This window comes from Gillisia sp. Hel1_33_143, assembly GCF_900104765.1.
GTDB lineage: Bacteria > Bacteroidota > Bacteroidia > Flavobacteriales > Flavobacteriaceae > Gillisia.
Window position 1 is genome coordinate 1,690,086 of sequence record NZ_LT629737.1, and the last position, 20,144, is coordinate 1,710,229.

15 protein-coding genes and 1 pseudogene are annotated in these 20,144 nt (G+C 35.0%); 6 read left to right on the forward strand and 10 right to left on the reverse strand.

The window, feature by feature from the left end; translation table 11 throughout:
• Positions 1 to 11: 11 nt before the first annotated feature.
• The 5 genes from BLT84_RS07745 to BLT84_RS07765 all read right to left on the reverse strand — a co-directional run bounded on the left by BLT84_RS07745 (position 12) and on the right by BLT84_RS07765 (position 5,200).
• Entirely contained in the window at positions 12 to 836 is an 825-nt protein-coding gene (locus BLT84_RS07745) for a thymidylate synthase (RefSeq protein WP_091264075.1), read from the reverse strand.
• A gap of 141 nt (positions 837 to 977) precedes the next feature.
• Positions 978 to 2,684: a NupC/NupG family nucleoside CNT transporter gene (locus BLT84_RS07750; RefSeq protein WP_091268124.1), complete on the reverse strand. Its 1,707-nt coding sequence runs from the start codon at positions 2,682 to 2,684 to the stop codon at positions 978 to 980.
• 10 nt (positions 2,685 to 2,694) lie between these two features.
• Positions 2,695 to 3,315 carry a bifunctional nuclease family protein gene (locus BLT84_RS07755; RefSeq protein ID WP_034889764.1) on the reverse strand — a complete coding sequence of 207 codons (621 nt, stop codon included), beginning with the start codon at positions 3,313 to 3,315 and terminating at the stop codon, positions 2,695 to 2,697.
• A gap of 86 nt (positions 3,316 to 3,401) precedes the next feature.
• Positions 3,402 to 4,370 carry an electron transfer flavoprotein subunit alpha/FixB family protein gene (locus BLT84_RS07760; RefSeq protein WP_091264079.1) on the reverse strand — a complete coding sequence of 323 codons (969 nt, stop codon included), beginning with the start codon at positions 4,368 to 4,370 and terminating at the stop codon, positions 3,402 to 3,404.
• 83 nt (positions 4,371 to 4,453) lie between these two features.
• On the reverse strand, positions 4,454 to 5,200 hold the full coding sequence (locus BLT84_RS07765; RefSeq protein WP_091264082.1) for an electron transfer flavoprotein subunit beta/FixA family protein: 747 nt from the start codon (positions 5,198 to 5,200) through the stop codon (positions 4,454 to 4,456).
• Positions 5,201 to 5,368: 168 nt separating this feature from the next.
• Between BLT84_RS07765 and BLT84_RS07770 the strand changes: the two genes are divergently transcribed.
• The 4 genes from BLT84_RS07770 (at position 5,369) to BLT84_RS07785 (ending at position 12,023) form a co-directional block, all read left to right on the forward strand.
• Positions 5,369 to 6,346, forward strand: a complete 978-nt coding sequence (locus tag BLT84_RS07770) for a pyruvate dehydrogenase complex E1 component subunit beta (protein WP_091264086.1) — start codon at positions 5,369 to 5,371, stop codon at positions 6,344 to 6,346.
• A gap of 59 nt (positions 6,347 to 6,405) precedes the next feature.
• Positions 6,406 to 8,895 (forward strand): DUF5686 and carboxypeptidase-like regulatory domain-containing protein, encoded by a 2,490-nt coding sequence (locus BLT84_RS07775; protein WP_091264089.1) that lies wholly within the window; start codon positions 6,406 to 6,408, stop codon positions 8,893 to 8,895.
• Between the two features lie 68 nt (positions 8,896 to 8,963).
• Complete coding sequence (locus BLT84_RS07780; RefSeq protein WP_034889776.1) at positions 8,964 to 9,476, forward strand: inorganic diphosphatase; 513 nt, start codon at positions 8,964 to 8,966, stop codon at positions 9,474 to 9,476.
• A gap of 120 nt (positions 9,477 to 9,596) precedes the next feature.
• Positions 9,597 to 12,023: a sodium-translocating pyrophosphatase gene (locus BLT84_RS07785; protein WP_091264093.1), complete on the forward strand. Its 2,427-nt coding sequence runs from the start codon at positions 9,597 to 9,599 to the stop codon at positions 12,021 to 12,023.
• 85 nt (positions 12,024 to 12,108) lie between these two features.
• On the opposite strand, the pseudogene BLT84_RS07790 reads toward BLT84_RS07785, so the two are convergent.
• Positions 12,109 to 12,594: pseudogene (locus BLT84_RS07790) on the reverse strand (ferritin-like domain-containing protein).
• Positions 12,595 to 12,870: 276 nt separating this feature from the next.
• Between BLT84_RS07790 and BLT84_RS07795 the strand changes: the two are divergent.
• Entirely contained in the window at positions 12,871 to 13,902 is a 1,032-nt protein-coding gene (locus BLT84_RS07795; protein WP_091264096.1) for an App1 family protein, read from the forward strand.
• A 50-nt stretch (positions 13,903 to 13,952) separates the two neighbouring features.
• On the opposite strand, the gene BLT84_RS07800 is transcribed toward BLT84_RS07795, so the two are convergent.
• Complete coding sequence (locus BLT84_RS07800) at positions 13,953 to 14,594, reverse strand: sterol desaturase family protein (RefSeq protein ID WP_034889789.1); 642 nt, start codon at positions 14,592 to 14,594, stop codon at positions 13,953 to 13,955.
• Between the two features lie 11 nt (positions 14,595 to 14,605).
• The gene (locus BLT84_RS07805; RefSeq protein WP_091264100.1) at positions 14,606 to 15,220 is read right to left on the reverse strand and encodes a deoxynucleoside kinase; all 615 of its coding nucleotides are present in this window, start codon (positions 15,218 to 15,220) and stop codon (positions 14,606 to 14,608) included.
• A 209-nt stretch (positions 15,221 to 15,429) separates the two neighbouring features.
• Between BLT84_RS07805 and BLT84_RS07810 the strand changes: the two genes are divergently transcribed.
• The gene (locus tag BLT84_RS07810) at positions 15,430 to 16,353 is read left to right on the forward strand and encodes a DUF302 domain-containing protein (protein WP_091264103.1); all 924 of its coding nucleotides are present in this window, start codon (positions 15,430 to 15,432) and stop codon (positions 16,351 to 16,353) included.
• Between the two features lie 6 nt (positions 16,354 to 16,359).
• Here BLT84_RS07810 and BLT84_RS07815 read toward each other — a convergent pair whose 3' ends face one another.
• Positions 16,360 to 16,740 carry a DUF6122 family protein gene (locus BLT84_RS07815; protein ID WP_091264106.1) on the reverse strand — a complete coding sequence of 127 codons (381 nt, stop codon included), beginning with the start codon at positions 16,738 to 16,740 and terminating at the stop codon, positions 16,360 to 16,362.
• A 66-nt stretch (positions 16,741 to 16,806) separates the two neighbouring features.
• Complete coding sequence (locus BLT84_RS07820; protein WP_091264109.1) at positions 16,807 to 20,103, reverse strand: amidohydrolase family protein; 3,297 nt, start codon at positions 20,101 to 20,103, stop codon at positions 16,807 to 16,809.
• Positions 20,104 to 20,144 lie beyond the last annotated feature (41 nt).

Sequence of the window (20,144 nt, forward strand, 5' to 3'; positions counted from 1 at the left end):
TAGTACAATTATTATACCGCTACTTTTCCTTTTATATGCGGGTGCGGATCATAATTTTCAAGACTGAAATCTTCAAATTTAAAACTGAAGATATCTTTAACCTCAGGATTTATTTTAATTTGAGGTAATTTACGAAGATCTCTAGATAACTGCAATTCTACTTGTTCAAAATGATTGTTATAGATATGCGCATCTCCAAAGGTATGTATGAAATCTCCGGGTTCATAACCACATACCTGAGCCATCATCATGGTAAATAGAGCGTAGGAGGCTATATTAAAAGGTACGCCAAGAAATACATCTGCACTGCGCTGATAAAGTTGACAAGACAACTTTCCATCTGCAACATAGAATTGGAAAAAAGCATGACATGGTGGTAAAGCAGCCTTTCCATTGGCTACATTTTCAGAAAAAGTTTTTGAAGTATCGGGCATTACGGATGGATTCCAAGCAGAAACCAACATTCTTCTACTATTTGGGTTTTTCTTTAAAGTCTCAACTATCTCTTTAATCTGGTCTATATCTTCTCCATTCCAATTTCTCCACTGGTAACCATATACAGGTCCAAGATCGCCATTTTCATCAGCCCATTCATTCCAGATCCTTACCCCGTTATCTTGAAGATATTTTACGTTGGTGTCTCCGTTTAAGAACCACAACAGCTCATATACTATAGACTTTAAATGAAGCTTTTTGGTAGTTACCATTGGAAATCCTTCGCTAAGGTCAAATCTCATTTGGTATCCAAAAACGCTTTTGGTACCTGTACCTGTGCGATCTCCTTTTTGTACCCCGTTATCCAGAATATGTTTTATAAGGTCGTGATATTGTTTCATAACTTTAAAATAGTCCTTTTATAATAGAAATGGTATTGTAAGAATAGCTAAAATATGGAATAGAAGAGTAGGATAAAACTTTGAGGTTCTACCAATTATTAATAGTTATTAACTACATAATTTTAATATAGGAACTGCTATTTAACCTATAATCATCCCAGCTAACGTGGCAGAAAGTAAAGACGCTATGGTACCACCAATTAGTGCTTTAAGTCCAAATTCTGAAAGGGTTTTCCTTTTGCCGGGAGCTAAAGAGCCAATACCTCCAATTTGAATTCCTATAGAAGCAAAGTTGGCAAATCCACAGAGCATATAGGTAGCCATAATCACAGATTTCTCATAGTTAAGGCTTAATGCATTTGCAGGATTCTTAAGATCTGCAAGCTGAATATATCCAACAAATTCACTAGCAGCTAGCTTTATACCTAATAATTGCCCCATTAGCATCATATCTTCTTTAGCCACACCAATTAACCACATTAAAGGCGCAAATACAGTTCCTAATATAGATTCTAAAGAGAATTTAGTATAAGGTGTGTAAGTTGCCAAAAGTGAGTTTAAATGAGTGAGAGAACCAAAGTATCCCAGAATATAGTTTATCATGGCTATAAACGCGATAAATACAAGAAGCATAGCGGCAACATTTGCAGCCAATTTTAAACCTTCTGTGGTTCCATTTGCTATTGCATCTAGTATATTAGATCCAATCTTTTCTGAAGAGATCTCAACATTGGTATTTACCGGTTCCTGTTGCGGATATAGTATTTTAGAGATTACAATAGCACCCGGAGCTGCCATTACAGAGGCTGCTAATAAATGTTTTGCAAATTGAAGTCTTAATTCTGGATCGTCTCCTCCCAGAAAACCTATATAGGCAGCTAATACACCACCTGCTACGGTTGCCATACCACCAATCATTACCAGTAATATTTCAGAACGATTCATTCTTTCCAAATAGGCTTTGATCATTAATGGTGCTTCTGTTTGTCCTAAAAAGATATTCCCGGCTACACTTAAACTTTCTGCTCCAGATATTCCCATTAGTTTGGTTAGAACCTTAGCTAAACCTTTAACTACCAATTGAATTACTCCTAAATAGAATAATACTGATGTAAGTGCCGAGAAGAAGATAATTGTGGGTAATACTTGGAATAGAAATATGAACCCAAAACTGTCCACATCCATCATTCCTCCTAATAAGAATTCACTTCCTGCTCGGGTAAAGTCTAAAATGAGTACAAAGATGTTTCCAACAAATTCAAAGATCCTTTGAACAAAACCTATCTTTAATACACCAATTGCCAATAATAATTGAGCACCAAGTCCTATTCCCACAGTTTTCCAGCTTATAGCTTTTCTGGCGCTACTAAATAAATATGCTATTAATAGTAATACGAACATTCCCAGAACTCCGCGCCATATACTGGAAAAAGAAATACCAGAACTTGGGATCATGGTTTTTTCTGTAGCTACCGGAAGAACCTCAGAAATTGTTTGAGGAGATTCTTTGAAAGTGTATGTACTATTATTATCTAGGATTACAAGTGAAGAATCTGTAAGTTCAGAAATTCGAAAGTTTCTAATGGTATCTTTTGGCGCGCTGTAAAAGAAAACCAATAAATTGTTCTGATAGAGATAATCTCCTTTGGCTTTTACAGAATCCTCTTGATTGGTTCTGATCTCAAACTGACCTTCGTCTAAAATCAATTTGTCTCTGTCTGAAAAATTATTTTGGATGATGCTGGTGTCTTGTACGGACTGATAGCTCCAATTTTTAGAAATGCTTTGGGAATGGGCCGTAACTATTCCGAATAAAATAAAGAACAGGCAATACCAGTAATTCTTCATAAACAAATGCTTATTTGCGTTTTGAAATTTCATCTCTTAAACGCGCAGCTTTTTCGTAGTCTTCATTCTTAACTGCTTGAGAGAGTAACGTTTCGAGTTCGTCTAATGACATGTTTTTATAATTGGGTCCCGGAGTTTCCATTTCCTCTGCATGTATATCATCTACATCCATAGTCATGCTTTCTCTTCCGGTAGGAGGTGTCATGGTGCCAGTTTCTCCTTTAAGGAAGATCCCGGCTTTATCTAAAATATTCTTATAAGTAAAAATTGGAGCATCAAACCTTAAGGCAAGTGCAATAGCATCGCTAGTTCTGGCATCTATGATCTCTTCTATCTTATCGCGTTCACAAATAAGACTAGAATAAAATACTCCATCTACGAGTTTGTGAATAATTACCTGTTTCACGATGATGTTGAATCGTTCACAGAAGTTTTTGAAAAGATCGTGGGTAAGGGGTCTAGGTGGTTTTATCTCTTTCTCTAGAGCAATGGCAATAGATTGTGCCTCGAAAGCTCCAATAACAATTGGTAGTTTTCTTTCCCCATCAACTTCACTAAGTATTAGTGCGTAAGCTCCATTTTGGGTTTGACTATAAGATATTCCTTTTATGTTAAGGCGTACTAAGCTCATATAGCAATAATTGAAAAGGGCTGTCTAAAATAAGGACAATGTTACCATATTTAGACAGCCCTTTTAAGGGGTGCAAGTTAAAAAAATTATGCGTTTTTCGCTTTAAATTCTTTTAGTTTTTCATTAAGCTTTGGTATAATCTCAAACGCATCTCCTACTACTCCGTAATCTGCAGCTTTAAAGAAAGGTGCTTCCGGGTCATTATTTATAACGACTTTAGTTTTAGAAGAGTTGATTCCTGCTAAGTGTTGGATAGCTCCAGAGATACCAATAGCAATGTATAAGTTAGAAGCTACAGGTTTACCAGTTTGCCCTACGTGCTCGCTATGAGGTCTCCATCCCATATCGCTTACAGGTTTGGAACAAGCGGTAGCTGCTCCAAGAGTATCTGCTAATTCTTCTATCATACCCCAGTTTTCAGGTCCTTTAAGTCCTCTACCACCAGAAACAACAATTTCTGCATCTGCAATAGTCACGGTATTTTTAGCTTTATCTACATTGGTAACTTTAACAGAAAAATCTTCTGCTGTAAGCGTTGCGTCAAAATCTTCTGAAGTTGCAGAAGCTTGATTTTCCTTTAGACCAAAAGCATTCTTAGATAGCCCTATGATCTTAACATCTGTATCAATTTTTGTGAAATTGAATGCCTTGTTAGTAAATGCTGTTCTTTTAACAACAAATGGACTTTGGCTTTCTGGTAATGCAACAACATTAGAAGCATACCCAGCATTTAAATGCACTGCTAAAAGTGGTGCTAAATATTTGCTATTAGCACTTTGGCTAAGTACCAACACTTTAGTTTCTTCTTTCTTTGCAGCTTGTGTTAGAACATCTGCATAAGCTTCAGCATTAAAGTTTGATAATTTATCGTTATTTACTTTTAAAACTTTATCTACTCCATAAGTTCCAAGTTCTGAAGTGTTTTCTACATTAAAAGTTACTGCGGTAACAGTAGTTTGCAACATTTGTGCAACTTCTCTAGCGTAAGAAGCTACCTCAAAAGATGCTTTTTTAAATTTTCCGTCTTCGGATTCTATATATACTAAAACTGACATATCTTTAATTTTTTGTTATTGAATAAATGAATTCTGATTATGCATTATCATTAAATCGATCTCTCAATTTGAAAAGGCAATAATTAGATCACTTTTGCTTCATTGTGCAATAGGTTGATCAATTCATCTAAATTGTCTGGATCGATCAATTTCACAGCTCCTTTAGGTGCTGGTTTTTCAAACTTTTCAGCCTCTGTTTGAGCAACTACCTCTATCGGAGCAACTACATTAAGAGGTTTTTTACGCGCTTGCATAATCCCTCTCATGTTTGGTATTCTAAGATCGCTCTCTTCTACCAATCCTTTTTGTCCACCAATTACTAATGGTAAAGAAGTAGTAACACTTTCTTTACCCCCGTCAATCTCACGAATGGCTTTAGCTTCAGTTCCTTCAATTTCAATACCTATGCATGTGTTTACAAAATTTGCGCTAAGCAAAGCTGCTAACATTCCTGGTACCATTCCTCCATTATAATCAATAGATTCTCTTCCGGCAATTATTAAATCATATCCACCTTCTTTTGCTACATTGGCAAGTTGTTTTGCAACCTGAAATCCATCTGTAGCAGGAGTATTTACTCTAATAGCATTATCTGCTCCAATTGCTAAAGCTTTTCTCAATGTAGGTTCTGTTTCTGCACCTCCCACATTTACTACATCTACACTTGCACCTTGCTTTTCTTTAAACCACATAGCACGGGTTAGACCAAATTCATCATTAGGATTTATTACAAACTGAACCCCATTAGTATCAAACTGGGTATCATTATCTGTAAAATTGATCTTTGAAGTAGTGTCCGGTACGTGACTAATACACACTAATATTTTCATCTATATACTCTTTTTGAATGATTTATTTTTAATGTTTACGAAGATAAGGAAATTAAATCGAAATTTACTATGCATGCATAGTAAATATTTTATCTAGAAGTAGTAGTTAAACTTTTTTGAATTACTATTTTTGTTTTTTTAAGTCTACAATTAATATTTTATCATAGAATGAAGACAATTCAGTTTAGAGAAGCCGTTCAACAGGCAATGAGCGAGGAGATGCGTAAAGATGATACCATTTATTTAATGGGAGAAGAAGTGGCAGAATATAATGGAGCTTATAAAGCGTCTAAAGGGATGTTGGATGAGTTTGGTCCAGATCGTGTAATTGATACTCCAATTGCAGAGCTAGGTTTTTCTGGAATTGCTATTGGAAGTGCTATGAATGGCAATAGGCCAATTGTGGAGTTCATGACTTTTAATTTCTCTTTAGTTGGAATAGATCAAATTATCAACAACGCTGCTAAGATGCGCCAAATGAGTGGTGGGCAATTTAATATTCCTATCGTTTTTAGAGGGCCAACAGCTTCTGCAGGTCAATTAGCTGCTACCCACTCTCAAGCTTTTGAAAGCTGGTATGCAAACTGTCCTGGACTTAAAGTGGTAATTCCATCAAATCCATACGATGCTAAAGGTTTATTGAAATCTGCAATTAGAGATGATGATCCTGTTATCTTTATGGAGAGCGAGCAAATGTATGGTGACAAGGGAGAAGTGCCTGAAGAAGAATACACTATTCCTTTAGGAGTTGCAGATATTAAAAGAGAAGGAACAGATGTAACTATAGTTTCTTTTGGTAAGATCATCAAAGAAGCTTACAAAGCTGCAGAAGAATTAGAAAAAGAAAATATTTCTTGTGAGATCATAGATCTTAGAACTATCCGCCCTATGGACCATGACACTATATTGAAGTCTGTGAAGAAAACAAACAGATTAGTGATCTTAGAAGAGGCATGGCCTTTTGGAAATATTGCTACAGAAATAACCTATCAGGTGCAAGCAAATGCTTTTGATTATTTGGATGCCCCTATTATAAAGATCAATACGGCAGATACTCCAGCGCCATATTCACCAGAACTATTCAAAGAATGGTTGCCAAATAGTGAAGATGTTGTTAAAGCTGTGAAAAAGGTGCTTTACAAGTAATAAGATAAACATATCTTTGCGGCTTCATCTTAACAGATGAAGCTTTTTTTTGCCCTATTATGAAAAACTTCCTTGCCTTTTCCTTATTATTTCTAGTATCTTTCTTTGCTTTTTCTCAAACCAGAATTGAGGGGAAAGTGGTAGATGAATCTGGAATTCCATTGCCATTTGTTAATGTTATATTCTTAAATTCTTCTGAGGGAACTACCTCTAGTGAGAATGGAGATTTTTATTTAGAGTCTAAGAAAAGTTACAAAGCACTAGAGATTTCTTATATAGGATATACCACTTTAGAAGTTCCATTAAAGAATGGGGATAATCTCAATTTAAAGGTGGTATTAAAAGAAGCCTCAGAATCTTTGGATGAAGTTGTGATCTATCGCGGTAAAACTTCAAAAAAGAACAATCCGGCAATAGATATACTTCGGAAGATATGGGAAAATAGAAGAAAGAATGGTGTAAAGGAGTTTGATCAATATCAATATAGAAGGTATGAGAAGCTAGAATTCGATCTAAATTCTATAGATAGCGCACTGGTTGAAAGTCCTATTTTTAACGGGATGGAATTTATATTTGATGATCTAGATACTAATGCTTTTACCGGTAAAGCTTATTTGCCAATTTTCTTAAATGAAGCAGTTTCTAAAGTTTATGGAGATAATACTAACGGCCAGTTAAGAGAAGAGTTACTTGGAAATAAGAATTCTGGATTTAGCAAAAATCAAACCTTGATCTCAGATCTTAAAGATATTTATGATGAGGTAGATATTTACGATAACTATTTACAGTTCTTCGATAAAAGTTTTATAAGTCCACTTTCTACTACAGGTGTTAATAATTACAATTATGTATTACGAGATAGCTCATTTATTGGTGATAAATGGTGCTATAACATCTTATATTATCCAAGAAGAAAGAATGAATTAACCTTTAGTGGAGATTTTTGGGTAAATGATACTACTTGGGCGGTGAAGAAGATTAATCTTGAGATGGATGAAAGTGCCAATATAAATTGGGTAAATGGTGTATATATAGAACAGGAATTTGATGTTTTAAATGATTCTGTTTTCTTAATGACTAGAGATTTCTTTCAAGCAAACTTTGCACTTCAAAAGAAAAAAGATGCTCGAGGAGTTTACGGAAAGCGTACTGTTCTCTATGATAATTATGAATTCAATAAAAAGAAATCTGCAGAATTCTACAATAGGCCTTTAAATAAATTTCAAGAAACCAAGTACGATAAGAGCGATGAGTTTTGGGCCGAGAATAGGCTTGAATCCTTAAATGGAGATGAGCGAGGGGTATATGATCTTATAGATACCTTACAAACTGTAAAGGCATTTAATAGGATTTACGATGTTACCACCACGCTTGCTACTGGTTATATAGAATTAAATGATTTTGACTTTGGTCCCATCTATTCTACGGTAGGTTTCAACGATGTTGAAGGCCTTAGATTACGTGCCGGTGGTAGAACTTATTTTGGTTTTAATGATCTTTGGAGATTAGAAGGATATGGAGCCTATGGATTTAAAGACAATCAATTTAAATATGGGATCTCTGGAAAAGTATTATTAGATAGAAGATCTAGATTAACCTTATCTGGAGGAAATAGAAGAGATATAGAGCAATTAGGAACCAATCTTACCAATTCTACAGATGTATTAGGCAGAAGTTTAGCTTCTTCATCACTTATTAATGTGGGAAATAATGACAAGCTTAGTTCTATAAATCTTTCGGTATTAGCTTTGGAAATAGAACCTTTCAAAAATTTCACATTTAGGGTGGGGGCATCCTATAGATTCTTAAAACCTGCTTCTCCAACTTTTAGCTTAGATTATTATACAGATGAAGCCAGAACCCAAACTGCTTCTAATATAAATCAAACAGAGATCTCTACCATTGTTAGTTTTACTCCTGGAAGAGAAACTTCTGGATACGGCGTAGAGCGAAATGTAGTGAATGAAGGAGATTTTCCAACATTCTTTCTTAATTATAGCGTTGGAGTAAAAGACTATTTCAATAGCGATTTTAATTATAAGAAGGTTCAATTATTTTATAATCAGCCATGGATGGTTGGAGGTTTTGGGAAAGCCAATTTTAGTTTGGAAGCAGGAAAAACTTTTGGAGAAGTTCCACTGGGTCTTCTAAATGTGGTTCCTGGAAATCAGACCTATTTTCAATTATTCAACACTTTTTCGCTTCTTAATTTCTATGAGTTTGTTACAGATACCTATGCTGCAGTTCATTTTGAACACAATTTTAATGGAAGACTGTTCTCTAGAGTTCCGCTTCTAAGAGACCTTAATCTAAGGGAGATTGTTGGGGTGAAAGGAGTATGGGGAGAACTTTCGGATGATAATAAAAGATTAGATGCTTCTGGCTTAGAGCTTATAGCTCCTAGTAATGAGCCATATTATGAGTATAGCGTAGGAATAGGAAATATTTTAAAATTTATTAGAATAGACGCCCATTTTAGAGGGAATTATTTTAATAATGTAGACGCTAGATCTTTTGGGGTAACAGCAGCTTTCGGATTTCACTTTTAAATAATGATTTTAAGGTTGAAATGTGCTATATTTGCGCCCTCGAAAATAGAATAATAAACACGTATACAATGTCTGAGACTTTTGATGTATTGATAGAAATCCCTAAAGGGAGTAGAAATAAGTATGAGTATGATTTTGAATTAAAGAAAGTTCGTTATGATAGAATGATCTTTTCTTCTATGATGTACCCTGCAGATTATGGTTTTATTCCAAATACCCTTGCGTTAGACAGCGATCCGCTAGACGTATTGGTATTGGTTGCAGAACCAACTTTTCCAGGAATTGTAATGGAAGTTAAACCAATTGGAGTATTCCATATGGCAGATGAGAAAGGTCCGGATGAGAAAATTATCTGTGTGCCGGTTTCAGATCCTATCTGGAATAGAATTAATGATCTTCCAGAACTTAATGGTCACCTTACTAAAGAGATCGAGCATTTCTTTAAAGTTTACAAAGATCTTGAAAAGAAAAAAGTAGATGTTGGTGGATGGGGAAATGCTGCTGAAGCAAAAGAAATTATTCAACAATGTATCGACAGATATAAGAATTATGAAGGTGATAAGGAGAGATTTGGGATATAAACCCAATCCTTTTACATAATCATTAAATATTTAAAAGCAATAACCTTAAAAAGTTATTGCTTTTTTAATTATCTACGTTTCACTACATTAGCTTAATTAACTAATAATTAACAAGCTAATATGGAGTCAATAATGATTTATGTGCCTATTGTTTTGGCCATTTTCGGTCTAATTTACATGTGGATTAAAAAGTCTTGGGTATTAAAACAGGACGCCGGAGACGGAAAAATGAATGAAATAGCTACTCACATCTATGAAGGTGCATTAGCTTTTTTAAAATCTGAATACAAAATACTTACCTTTTTTGTAATAGCCGCAAGTATAGCCTTAGCGGTTGTTTCGTTTATAGTACCCACTACACATTGGCTTATTGTAGTAGCTTTTATCTTCGGAGCTTTCTTTTCTGCCTTGGCAGGGAATATGGGGATGAAAATTGCAACACAAACTAACGTAAGAACTACTCAGGCGGCAAGAACCAGTTTGCCACAAGCTTTAAAAGTAGCTTTTAGTGGAGGAACCGTTATGGGGTTGGGTGTGGCAGGATTAGCAGTTTTGGGGCTCACTTCCTTCTTTATATTTTTCTATCATTATTTCATGGGTGGCGTTTGGACTAATACAGATCAAATGACAATAGTATTGGAAACGCTGGCAGGATTTTCTTTAGGAGCAGAATCTATTGCGTTATTTGCGAGAGTTGGAGGAGGAATCTATACCAAAGCTGCAGATGTGGGTGCAGATCTTGTGGGTAAGGTGGAAGCCGGAATTCCAGAAGACGATCCAAGGAACCCTGCAACCATAGCAGATAATGTTGGGGATAACGTGGGAGATGTTGCTGGAATGGGCGCAGATCTTTTTGGAAGTTATGTAGCAACCGTATTAGCGGCCATGGTTCTTGGGAATTATGTTATAAAAGACATGGGTGGAGATATAATTCAGGAAGGATTTGGAGGAATTGGTCCTATTTTACTGCCAATGGCAATTGCAGGAGTAGGAATTATTATTTCTATTGCAGGAACCCTGTTGGTAAAGATCAGTAGTAACTCAGCTAAAGAGAAGGAAGTTCAGCAGGCTCTTAATATTGGAAACTGGGTATCTATAGTTTTAGTGATGGTGGCATGTTTCTTTCTGGTTAGAATGTTACTACCTGCAGAAACTATGACAATGGGATTCTTTGTAGGCGGCCAAGAGGGGTTTGAATATAAAAGTATTTCTTCTATGAGAGTTTTCTATGCCACTTTAGTTGGATTGGGAGTAGGAGGATTTATATCTGCAGTCACAGAATATTATACAGGACTTGGTAAAAAACCAGTGCTCTCCATAGTACAGAAATCCAGTACAGGTGCAGGAACCAATATTATTGCCGGTTTAGCAACAGGAATGATCTCTACTTTTTCTTCAGTTTTATTATTTGCTGCAGCAATATGGGCATCATACGCCCTTGCAGGATTTTATGGTGTTGCCATAGCAGCTTCAGCAATGATGGCCACAACTGCCATGCAATTAGCTATAGATGCTTTTGGACCTATTTCTGACAATGCTGGTGGTATTGCAGAAATGAGTGAATTACCTGCAGAAGTGCGCGAGCGTACAGATATTTTAGACTCTGTAGGGAATACCACAGCGGCTACTGGAAAAGGTTTTGCTATTGCCTCTGCAGCGTTAACATCTTTAGCTTTGTTTGCGGCTTATGTTACTTTTACTGGAATAGATGGGATCAATATTTTTAAAGCTCCAGTGCTAGCAATGTTATTTGTTGGAGGAATGGTGCCGGTAGTATTCTCTGCATTGGCAATGAATTCTGTAGGAAAGGCTGCTATGGAGATGGTAAACGAAGTAAGAAGACAGTTTAAAGAGATTCCAGGAATTATGGAGGGAACCGGAAAACCTGAATACGATAAGTGCGTAGCGATCTCTACAGATGCTGCACTAAAAGAAATGTTATTACCGGGAGTTCTTACAATAGGATTTCCAATCTTAATTGCGTTTTTCCCAATGCTTTTTGGTTATGAAAATATTTTAATTGCAGAAATGTTAGGAGGTTATATGGCTGGAGTAACTGTGAGCGGGGTATTATGGGCGATTTTTCAGAATAACGCAGGAGGAGCCTGGGACAATGCTAAAAAATCTTTTGAAGCTGGAGTTCTTATAAATGGAGAGATGACCTATAAAGGTTCTGAAGCTCATAAAGCGGCGGTAACCGGAGATACCGTTGGAGATCCTTTTAAAGACACCTCGGGCCCATCTATGAATATCCTTATTAAACTAACATGCCTTATAGGTTTAGTAATTGCTCCTATTCTAGGAGGAAATTCTGTAGGAGATATTGATGCTATTAATGGAGAAGCATCTACATTGCAAACAGAAACTATCACCTCAGATTCCAACTTAAATTCAACAAAACAAGTAGAAGTTAATATCACTTCAGAAGGGAATAATACAATAGCTAAAGTTAGAACTACCACCATTAAAGATGGAGAGACAGATGTAAAAGTTAAAACCTTTTCCGGTTCTAGAGAAGAAGTACAGGAAAGCTTAGATAATATGTAATAATTTTTATAAGACTTAATAAATCAAAAGATCTTCAGTCACAACGATTGAAGATCTTTTTTTTAGTTCAGAAATTAAAGCGAACTTATTCTTTTGCTTTTTTATTTAAACGCTTTTCTGCAAGATCGTCCAATTTTTGATCTGCATTATATTCCTCGTCTAATGTTTTTTGTAATTTTTTCGCAATTTTATCATGCCCCAGTTCTTTGGCAAAACGCACAGCAGTACCATAACCTGAGATCTCATAATGTTCTACACGCTGAGCTTCAGCAATTAATCCTGCATCTTTAACTTCAGGATCTGCCTTTTCATCTATCATAGATTGTGCTTCTCTAATAAGACCTTCCATAGCTTTGCATTTTTCTCCCGTTGGTTTAATAGATAACTCTTCACAAACCTCTTCAATACGCTCTTTATGAATCTTGGTTTATTCTAAATGCCCTTCAAAAGCTTTCTTTAATTGTGAATCATGAGCTGCTTTTACCATTTTTGGTAAGGCATCCAAAAGTTGACTTTCAGCACTGTAAAGGTCTTTTAATTGATGTTCAAATAAATCTTCTAAATTTTTCATGATGGTTTAATTTTTAATGGTTATCCATCAAAATTAATCTGTAAAAGAATTGGTAGTAGTTAAAGCTGTAATAATAAAAACAAAATTTTTGCTCACCAATTATTAAATATCAGCTAATTAATTTGCTCTAAAACTTCTAGAAAAATTATTCATTTTATATAGAACTTTTCAACCTAGACTGGCTTCTCTTAAAGTTTATCTAAAATTGCTGCCTAAAATCTTTGGTAGATTGTAATAATAGTAAATTACCCCTTCTTTTAATTTTTAAATATTATCATGCTCAAAAGAATAAAGAAACTATTTGGTGAAAACAAGATCGATAATGTTCTTATAACCCCTTATAGAAGTTACGGCACCAGTCATCATCTATATTTACTAGGGAGAGCGTTGGATGATGTGCCTCTTAAAATTCTTGAAGATCAAAACATTTTTACTAATCTCAAAAATGCATACAAGCAGTTTAACAGTTATGAGATAAGAAATGCTAAGATTAGAGTTAAGGTAGGAGAGGAGATACAACTGCAAGGAACAACCAATGGAGAAGGCTACTACTTGTTTGATGAGAAAACTACTATAGATCTTTCTAATTTTGTAAATGAAGAAGGTTGGTTAACAGCAGAAATATTCTATGAGAATGAAATAGCCCCGAACACCACTTTGGTAAATGATCATTTTCAGGGAGAATTACTTATACCAGAGAAAAATGCGGAATACGGAGTAATAAGTGATATAGATGATACTATAATGCACACAGGGGTGACTTCTTTTCTTAAATGGAGGTTGCTTAAAAATTCTCTGTTAACAAATGCATATGATAGGATACCATTAAAAGGAGCAGCAGAACTATATCAAAAATTTCATCTGGGAAAAAGTGGTAAAAATAAGAACCCAATGTTTTATTTAAGTAATAGTCCGTGGAACTTATATCAATATCTTAAATTGTTTTTAGATTTTAATAAGTTTCCAAAAGGACCAATGTTATTAAGAAACTTTAGAGGCCCTTTTGATCAGTCTTTAAAACCAGAAAAACCTCATAAGCAAAAAGAGATCATAAATATCTTGAATACCTATCCTGAGCTAAATTTTATTTTGATTGGAGATAGTGGAGAGCACGACGCTACTATTTATACAGAAATTGCAGAAAAATATGCAGATAGGATCTTGGCAATCTATTTAAGAAGCGTAACCCACAAAAAAAGTATGAGGCGTGTACAAGGGGTTATAGATGGATTTAAATCTGTTCCTGTTTTAATGGTAGAGAATTCTATAGATGCAGAGGCTCATGCAAGAGAAAATGGTTGGATATAGAATTAAAATATAATCATATAAAAAAAGGGAGCTATTTTAGCTCCCTTTTTTTATTTTCCTGCAGCTTCTACAGGAGATTTTCTTGGCATAGTTCCAAATACTACATCCCATAGCGGAGACGAAACTCCATAAGCTCTATCTGGCTCTCTATAATGATGAATACTATGGTGATGCCATAAGATCTTTAGAAAATTGTTAGGAACCTTAAAGGCATGCACAGAGTAGTGTACTCCTAAGTAAGCTGTATAACCCATTAAGAAACCAGCTAAAAATCCAAAGGCATAATCGCCCATAATACCTCTATATATTACAAAAAATATAGTAGCTAATATTAAGCTTAAAACAGGAGGCATGGCCAATCTGTCTTTATCTTTTGGATAATCATGATGAACACCGTGCATAGTATATACAAATTTTTCCCTTTTTGGATTGGTAACAGGAAGGTGGTATAAATACCTATGCATAAGATATTCTATAAATGTAAAAAAGAACAAGCCGCCTAAGAATAGTAAGATCATGTTAGGGACTTCAAAACCTTTTTCAACAATTCCGAAATAGATAAGAATTGCAGATATCACCGTGAAAATTATTAAAGGTGCAGCAATATGAGTGTGTGTAAGTTTCTCTAAGATCGGGTTAGAAAATAATTTAGCCGATCCTTTATGATTAGGTCTTCTTTTTGAATTGCTCATAACAACATTTATTAAAATAAGCCGTTTATTTCGGCATCTATCTTATTAATTATATTTCCGAGATCCTCAGGTTCATCCACAAAGTTGATATCATCTACATCTATAATAAGTAAGTTCCCTTTGTCGTAATTATGAATCCAGGCCTCGTAGCGCTCATTTAATCTACTAAGATAATCAATAGAGATAGAATTTTCATAATCTCTACCTCGTTTATGAATTTGAGAAACCAGATTTGGAATGCTGCTTCTTAGATAAATTAAAAGGTCTGGTCCTTGAACAACGCTTTCCATAAGGTCAAAAAGAGATTTATAATTTTCGAAATCCCTATTAGGCATTAATCCCATAGAATGAAGATTGGGAGCAAATATATGCGCATCTTCATATATGGTTCTATCCTGAATGATATTTTTTCCGCTCTCTCTAATCTGAAGCACCTGTCTAAATCTACTATTTAAAAAGTATATCTGTAAATTGAAAGACCATCGTTCCATTTTATTATAGAAATCTTCTAAATATGGATTTTCAAGTACATCTTCAAATTGAGGTTCCCATTGGTAATGTTTTGCTAATAATTTGGTAAGGGTGGTTTTTCCTGCCCCTATATTTCCCGCAATGGCTACGTGCATAATTTATATTTAATGGCTAGTTAGAGTTGAAGCTCTTGAAATTAATTTAAAGTGGATAAAGATACAAGTTTTCCTGAAAAAACAACCGTGCATTGATAATAGGTAGCATCTAAATTCTTTAATAAGTTTAACAGTTGAGGTTAATTTTATACAAACTAAAATCACACTACGAATCATTAAGATATCTTACAAAAAAACAAAAAATCAATATGTACAAGTATTTAATTTTGACGGTTTTTATTGGAATATTTGGGTCTTGCAGTAATACTGATGATACAGACGATGTAATAACTCAAACTGAGGCACCAAATGTAGTGGGAACAAAATATGCTGTAAGTAAGAATAATTTTATGGAAACCTATTCCACATTTTTAGAATCGCTCAATTCGAACGATGCTATAACCATAGTTGCAGAGGTAGATCATTCATCAAACGCTAGTTCTATAGGAAGTGTACTTAATCCTATAAGAATTGTTTTCTTTGGAAATCCTGCACTTGGAACTCCTTTAATGCAAAAGAATCAATTAGCAGGATTAGATCTTCCACAAAAGGTTTTATTTATTCAAAATTCTGCAGATTCTGTTTACGTTATTTATAACAGCGCTCAATATTTAGAGTCTAGGCACAATTTGGGAGGAGTTTCTACTTTAGATAAAATTTCAACTGCTTTAGAAAATTTAACTAAATCTTCTACATCTTCAGATGTTCAAAGTGCAACAAAAGTAGGAGTGGATTTCAAAGAAGGTGTAATTTCTAAAGAAAGTGCTCAAAATTTTGAAACTACTTATAACACTTTGCTAAATAGTATTTCTACTAATGATAATCTAAAAGTAATTGCTCAATTAGATCATCAAGCAAATGCAGCCAAAGTATCATTAGAGTTAAGGCCAACTAAAGTCATTATTTTCGGAAACCCAAATCTTGGAACACCATTGATGCAGGATAAGCAAGCTATAGGTTTAGATCTGCCACAGAAAATGTTGGTTTGGGAAGCAGAAGATGGTACCGTGAATATTTCTTATAATGATCCTTCTTATCTTGCTAAAAGACATCAAATTGAAGGAAAAGTAGATGTTATAAATCAAATTACTGAAGCCCTGAACAAGCTTTCAGACGCTGCGGCAGGGCTGTAATCAATTTCAATTTCTTAAAATCTTAAACCATTTAAAAACTTCAGAGTTCTCATAGCAACCAGAACATTTAGAAAACATCCAAAGACAATCAATAAAATCTGTGATCATGTGAAAGAGAAGTCCTATGAAGATTAATCTCAATATTTTATTCTTTGTAAAGATGATTCCAAGAATGTAAGTTGCAATAGCCACCTCAGAATGTAAAGGGTGGAAACCAATACTGCATCTATTAGGAGCAAAGATGGGAACTGCTAAAAGATGATCTAGATCTACCAGCATGGTTGCAATTAGGATCAACCAATTTCGTTTCCAATTCTTTTTATCATATAAATAAGCTATTATGCCAATAGCCAGAAAATGAAGGGAATAATGTAGTACTGTTTGCATTCTTATATAAAATAGAAAAACCCATAGCATATTATATACTTATGGGTTTTTAATGTTATGTTTATTTTAATCGCATATAAAACCGTGTGGGGTAGTAAAGCTTTTAGTGCTTTCATGCCAAGGAAATGCTTGGTTATATTTGCTGTTTTCCCAATAAAATTTACTTCTTTCTTTAGGATGATTTCCAATTTCATTCATGGTTTCAGAATCAAAAAGTCTTCCATTTACCATAGTGTAAATTACAGAATTGGAGTTTTGAATATCCTCTAAAGGATTTTTATCCAACACGATCAGATCGGCAAGTTTTCCAACTTCTAAAGATCCAATTTCCTTATCCATTCCTAAGTAATGAGCTCCGGTAATGGTGGCAGATCTTAAAGCTTCCATATTACTCATGCCTCCCATTTGTAATAACCACAATTCCCAATGTGCACCAAGACCTTGTAATTGTCCGTGGGCTCCAAGATTTACTTTTACACCGGCATCTGCTAATTTTTTAACTGCTTTTGATACTAAGATCGGTCCATTCTCGTATTCTTCATCTGGCACCATTGTACGGTTTCTAGATCTAGAATCTACAATATATCTTGGAGTAAAGTTCAATAACCTTTCGTTTTCCCAAACATTGGTCTTTTGGTACCAATAATATTCTCCGTTAATGCCACCATAATTTACAATTAGAGTAGGGGTGTAGCCGGTTTTGCTATTTCCCCAAAGAGTTAATACGTCTTTATATACTGGAGCTACAGGTATGTTATGCTCAATTCCCGTATGTCCATCCATGATCATACTCATATTGGTGAAAAATGTACTTCCTCCTTCCGGAACTACATTCATATCTAACTCTTTTGCAGCCTGCATAATTTGCTGACGTTGCTCTCTTCTAGGCTGATTGTAACTTTTTACCGAGTTGGCTCCATAAGCCTTTGTTCTTCTTAAAGCAGATCTTGCGTCATCTAAATTATTGATAACTGCTTTAAAATCTCCCTCGGCTCCATAAAGAATCATTCCTGTAGAAAAAATTCTAGGTCCTACCATTTCTCCGCTTTGTACCAATTCTGAAAGTCCGAATACAGTTTCACTTAATGCTGAAGGATCATGAGAGGTTGTAACACCAAAAGCAAGATTTGCATATGCAGGCCAATGTTTTTGAGGGCTTATTCCTGCTCTAAAAGCTCCAAGATGAGCATGTACATCTACTATTCCAGGCATAATGGTTTTGCCTGCTACATCATAAACTTTAGCTCCGCCCGGAATATTAACTTCTGAAGATTTTCCAACGGCAAGGATCTTGTTCTCCTTGATAATTATTGTTCCATCTTCGATTATTTGCCCACCATTCATTGTAATTATACGAGCATTTTTGAATGCGATCTCTCCAGAAGGAACATAAGTTTTTGCTTCTAGGCCAATTTTGATCCCTTTCTCGGTAATTGGTGAAACAGCATCAGATGAGTTTTCTAAATAGGTAAATTTGTTAGCTACTTCATTGGTGAAATATTCGTCACCTAAAGTCCAGTGAACCTGTTTGGAATTATTAGACCAGTGTAGATTTACACCTGCATCCTTAGTGATTTTAGTCACTGGGAATGTTTTAGTTTTAGCATCCAGATCTATAGGCTTTCCGGTTATTACAAAAGGCGCCAAATAAGCTTCATGTAAATTTGTAAAAACTAACCATTCATTGTTTGGGCTAGGCACCAATCTATTGGCATATTTTGAATTAAAATGAGTTCGTTCATCATTTCCATTTAGATCGATACTCTTTAAACTTTTTGTGAGTTCTCCAAAAAAAGTACCACCGATTTGATAAATAATTCGTGAGTCGTCTTTATTAAATACAGGATAAGCACCTTCTTTAATAAGTATTTTCATATTCTTTCCATCAGCATCCATAAGATAGATTCCGGGATCGTTGGTAAAAGTTTGACCAAGATCTGAGTTTCCATCTTCCTTCATAAATACTATAGACTTTCCATCGTTAGAAAAAGATGGAGTTCTGTAGATACTTTTCTGGGTAGTAATAGTTTTTTGATCTCCACCAGAAATATTCATGGTTTTTATCTGCCCTTTAGATTCGTCATTCCAAGTAACGTAAACAATTAGATCGCCATTTGGTGAGAAACTAGGTTCATATTCAAAATCTTTACCTTCTGTAAGTCGCTGAGGTTTTCCGTTAGGTAACTTCTTTTTCCATAAATAGCCAACCGCATGAAATATCAAGGTTTTTCCATCTGGAGAAGTCACCGCATCTCTAATTGATCTAGGAGTGAATTTATTTTCAAAAACTGGAGTCTTAGCGCGGTGTGCTTCCGCAATTTTAATTTTTGTGTCTACTTGAAATGGAATATTGGTAACCTCAAGATTGTCAATATTTATATTTTTGATCTTTCCTTCACTCCAGAAAACGATACTTTTGTCTCCGGGCATCCATGAGAATCCTGGATATACACCAAAAATAGCCCAAGCCTCTTGCTGGTCTTTACTTAAACTATCATAAATGGGCCATTCTTCTCCTGTTTCAAGGTCATGAATAAATAACACCGATTTTGTTCTTACTCTCTTTACAAAAGCAAGTTTTTTACCATCTCGAGAAACTTCTGGTCTTGCAGCTCCGCCAGGTCCACCTGTAATAGTTTCGGTTTTTCCTGTTTTAAAATCATAGCGTTTTATAACATAGATCTGCTTGTTTGGATCTTTGTTATACTGAAAATTTCCACCAGGGTACATATCTTCACTATAATAAAGATATCTCCCATCCGGAGAAATACCAGGCTCATTTACATCTTGCTGATCATTCTTGCGCTCTGTAAGTTGAAGTCCGGCGCTACCGGCAATATGATATTGCCACATTTCTCCTGCCCCTAAAGAACGTTCTGAAGTAAAATGTTTTCTTGCGATTATAGAATTTCCATCTTTGGTCCAAACCGCATTATTTAGTAAATGAAAATCTTCTTTGGTGATCTGCTTGGCATCTGTACCATCCAAATTCATAGTCCAAATATTATCTCCTCCGCCCGCATCACTGGTAAAAGAGAGTCTTTTTCCATCTGGACTAAACCTTGGCTGAACTTCAAAAGGCATTCCTTCTCTTAAAGCAGTAGCTTTTCCTCCAGAAATTGGCATAATATAAATATCACCTAGTAAGTCAAAAGCGATTTTTGATCCATCTGGACTTACATCTAGATCCATCCAAGTACCTTCATCGGTGCTTAAGGACACTTCATTTATCTTCCAATCTTTTGTATAGGGATTTGCAACATCCCAAGATTCATTTTTGTCTTTATTATTTTCCTTTTCCTGTGAGAAAATGGTAGAGGTAGACATTACTATAAGTAATGCCATAAGAAATTTATGAAGCATATTATTTAATTTAAGAAGTCTAAAGATACTATTTCTTTTAT

What these genes read in the sequence shown, in the direction of transcription:
- BLT84_RS07750 (WP_091268124.1), bottom strand. Translation starts at nt 2,684, where the DNA reads ATGAAGAATTACTGGTATTGCCTGTTCTTTATTTTATTCGGAATAGTT.
- BLT84_RS07785 (WP_091264093.1), top strand. Translation starts at nt 9,597, where the DNA reads ATGGAGTCAATAATGATTTATGTGCCTATTGTTTTGGCCATTTTCGGT.
- BLT84_RS07795 (WP_091264096.1), top strand. Translation starts at nt 12,871, where the DNA reads ATGCTCAAAAGAATAAAGAAACTATTTGGTGAAAACAAGATCGATAAT.
- BLT84_RS07770 (WP_091264086.1), top strand. Translation starts at nt 5,369, where the DNA reads ATGAAGACAATTCAGTTTAGAGAAGCCGTTCAACAGGCAATGAGCGAG.
- BLT84_RS07755 (WP_034889764.1), bottom strand. Translation starts at nt 3,315, where the DNA reads ATGAGCTTAGTACGCCTTAACATAAAAGGAATATCTTATAGTCAAACC.
- BLT84_RS07815 (WP_091264106.1), bottom strand. Translation starts at nt 16,740, where the DNA reads ATGCAAACAGTACTACATTATTCCCTTCATTTTCTGGCTATTGGCATA.
- BLT84_RS07800 (WP_034889789.1), bottom strand. Translation starts at nt 14,594, where the DNA reads ATGAGCAATTCAAAAAGAAGACCTAATCATAAAGGATCGGCTAAATTA.
- BLT84_RS07780 (WP_034889776.1), top strand. Translation starts at nt 8,964, where the DNA reads ATGTCTGAGACTTTTGATGTATTGATAGAAATCCCTAAAGGGAGTAGA.
- BLT84_RS07820 (WP_091264109.1), bottom strand. Translation starts at nt 20,103, where the DNA reads ATGCTTCATAAATTTCTTATGGCATTACTTATAGTAATGTCTACCTCT.
- BLT84_RS07745 (WP_091264075.1), bottom strand. Translation starts at nt 836, where the DNA reads ATGAAACAATATCACGACCTTATAAAACATATTCTGGATAACGGGGTA.
- BLT84_RS07805 (WP_091264100.1), bottom strand. Translation starts at nt 15,220, where the DNA reads ATGCACGTAGCCATTGCGGGAAATATAGGGGCAGGAAAAACCACCCTT.
- BLT84_RS07810 (WP_091264103.1), top strand. Translation starts at nt 15,430, where the DNA reads ATGTACAAGTATTTAATTTTGACGGTTTTTATTGGAATATTTGGGTCT.
- BLT84_RS07765 (WP_091264082.1), bottom strand. Translation starts at nt 5,200, where the DNA reads ATGAAAATATTAGTGTGTATTAGTCACGTACCGGACACTACTTCAAAG.
- BLT84_RS07775 (WP_091264089.1), top strand. Translation starts at nt 6,406, where the DNA reads ATGAAAAACTTCCTTGCCTTTTCCTTATTATTTCTAGTATCTTTCTTT.
- BLT84_RS07760 (WP_091264079.1), bottom strand. Translation starts at nt 4,370, where the DNA reads ATGTCAGTTTTAGTATATATAGAATCCGAAGACGGAAAATTTAAAAAA.